The organism is Pseudomonas agronomica, assembly GCF_025917275.1.
Lineage (GTDB): Bacteria > Pseudomonadota > Gammaproteobacteria > Pseudomonadales > Pseudomonadaceae > Aquipseudomonas > Aquipseudomonas agronomica.
In genome coordinates, this window is record NZ_JAOSHO010000664.1 from 1 (window position 1) to 2,312 (window position 2,312).

Annotated in this window: 3 protein-coding genes; 1 reads left to right on the forward strand and 2 read right to left on the reverse strand. The window is 49.3% G+C overall.

Going from position 1 to position 2,312, the window contains the following annotated elements; translation table 11 throughout:
- A partial coding sequence (locus OC610_RS25925; protein WP_264431877.1) for a cloacin immunity family protein occupies nt 1-199 on the forward strand: 199 nt, incomplete at its 5' end.
- A 39-nt stretch (nt 200-238) separates the two neighbouring features.
- On the opposite strand, the gene OC610_RS25930 is transcribed toward OC610_RS25925, so the two are convergent.
- Together OC610_RS25930 and OC610_RS25935 are read right to left on the reverse strand one after the other, a co-directional pair.
- Entirely contained in the window at nt 239-913 is a 675-nt protein-coding gene (locus tag OC610_RS25930; RefSeq protein ID WP_264431878.1) for a DUF4276 family protein, read from the reverse strand.
- Nucleotides 910-2,037, reverse strand: coding sequence for an AAA family ATPase (locus tag OC610_RS25935; RefSeq protein WP_264431880.1), 1,128 nt, complete (start codon nt 2,035-2,037; stop codon nt 910-912). Before OC610_RS25935 ends, OC610_RS25930 begins: the two co-directional genes overlap by 4 nt.
- Between the last annotated feature and the right edge of the window lie 275 nt (nt 2,038-2,312).

Below are 2,312 nucleotides of genomic sequence, written 5' to 3' on the forward strand. Positions count from 1 at the left end.
CAAAGAGTATTCAAGGGATTTCGGCGATGATCCGTTGGTGTTGTATAAGTTGAATGTTCCTTTGGAAAATAACATTAACAATGGGAATTTTGATGTGATTGCCAGATGGGTGGAAGTTCTGCAGCCATATTTCAAACACCACCTAGATTTATCTAGGTATGACTATCAAGTGTCTTTTGACTATCGAGATAAGTGGTGAACGCCAGGTCACGCAAAAAGGTCTTGCTCTACGTGATTTTTACGTGATTGGCTGCAACGCTTCCATGTATTTGAGCCAGGTATCAAACCGGTTGCATTGCAACCGTATCGCGGGCAATCCTATTTCAATAGCTGCGAGCGAGCCATGCAGCGGTTTGTCATAGCCCTCGTAAAGTTTCAGGAGTCGTTTGCTCGGTGCTGTCACCGGGCTGTTGTTGATGCTTTCCGGAGTATCGAATTCGTTTCGTATATGCAGAAGCTTATCTTCAAGGGCTGGCTGGTTGATTCCCAGGGCCAGTCGCTTGGGACAGCTGAACAGTAATCCTTCGAATTCGTACATCTGGACATATGGAATGAATCGACGCATCGCTTCGTCACCGAGCTTCTGTCGCAGCTTGTCCATCATGGCTTCCAGCAAACAATCAGCCTTTCCATCCATAGTCTCTTTATTGCTGGCTTCGACCTTGCCGGGAAATGCTTCGGGGAGGCCGTAGAAATCAAAGAAAGTGGTGCAATAGGCTTGGCGATCACCGAGCAGCCTTTTTTCAAGATCAGTCAGCAGGCGTTCGAAACGGAAGTTGCCACCCTTATGACCCGGTTTGCCAATCAGAGCGGGCACAAGATAAATATCCAAATGATGAAAGGCTTGGGCAAGCACCTCGTTGATGAACATTTCCTCTGTCTGACCCTCGCAAATGACGTGTACTCGAATCATTTACGTGGCCTCCCGCCAAGGATGTTTTTCTCCCATAGTTCACCGACCGAATAGTCGTCTAACCAAGTCTCAAACTCGTCCTCGTCGAGTCGTTTGAATACCGTCGCTCCCTTTTCGCGTTCGACAATGATCAGATCGTTTATGGAGAACTCATTCACCAGCGGCACGGACTGTGTCGAGACAATCACTTGCATTCTTGTCGAGGCCGATCGAAGCAATGAGCCCAGCAGGGTGATTGCGTAAGGATGCAGACCCAGCTCTGGTTCGTCGATGATGATGGTCGATGGAGGGTCGGGTTGCAGCAGTGCAGTGACCAGACACATAAAACGGATTGAACCGTCCGAGAGCTGGCTCGGCCAAAAGACATAGTCGCTGTCGTTTTGACGCCACTGCAAATTGATCAGCTCTTCTTCCGTATCCAGGCGACGAGGTTTGAGCACAAAATCATCAAAAAACGGAATCGCCAGTTGGATGGTCTTGCGAATCTGTTCATAGACGTCCGGCGTCTCTGTGGTCAGGCGATAGAGATAGGCCGCTAGATTCGAAGCATCAGGGCGCAAGTAATCATTGATGTGCGCGGGGCCAAAGCGCTTAACGCTTGCCATGTCACTGGTGTCATGGAAGTGGAATACTTTCCAGCTGGAAATCGATTCGTAGCAATAAGCTACTACGTCGTTTTTATAGGGAGCTTGAAATTTTTTGGAGTCGAATGCTTCCTTGAGCTTTGCTTCTTGATGTCCTGAGCCGAGCGGAACCCATTCTGCCCCAAACTGGGGGCCATCGAAAAAAAGCCGTTCATTCGAAAATACAAAGCCCCCCTCCACCGTTGGCTCCAATTCGAACTGGTAGCCGTTCAGGCCGAATTTGACGAAAGACTCGATTTTCTGAGTTTCTTTCACGCCGAAACTGACAATGCGATCCGCAGAGCCCTGTTGAGTGGTCCATTTTTTCAGGCGCTGTTCCATCATCTCGCCGAGCATACGAAAGTAGGAAACGAAGCTGCTCTTTCCGGCACCATTGGCGCCCAGCAGGACGTTTAGGTTGTCGAGCTCCAGGCCGTCCAGATTTTTTATGGACTTGAAACCCTTGATTGTCAGCCGGTAGATGGCGTTTTTCTTGCTCATTGATGCGACATTCCTTAGCGGTGCTGTCTCGTGAAGCGCAGGCCACTTTTATGAATAGCTTTCCAGAGTCTGCCACTGATTTCAGAGGTTGGCTTGTCGCATCCTAACTCTAATTTTTTCCAGCTAATACCAGCCCTTGAGTAGGACATCATTCACTGGATGTTTTTCAGGTATCCGTTGAGCGCGTTCAGCGGATTATGGAGCTGATCCATGGTTTGAGAAGCCCTGAAGTCCTCGGCCAAGCGATGCAGCTCCCGCCCCAACACCGTATCCAC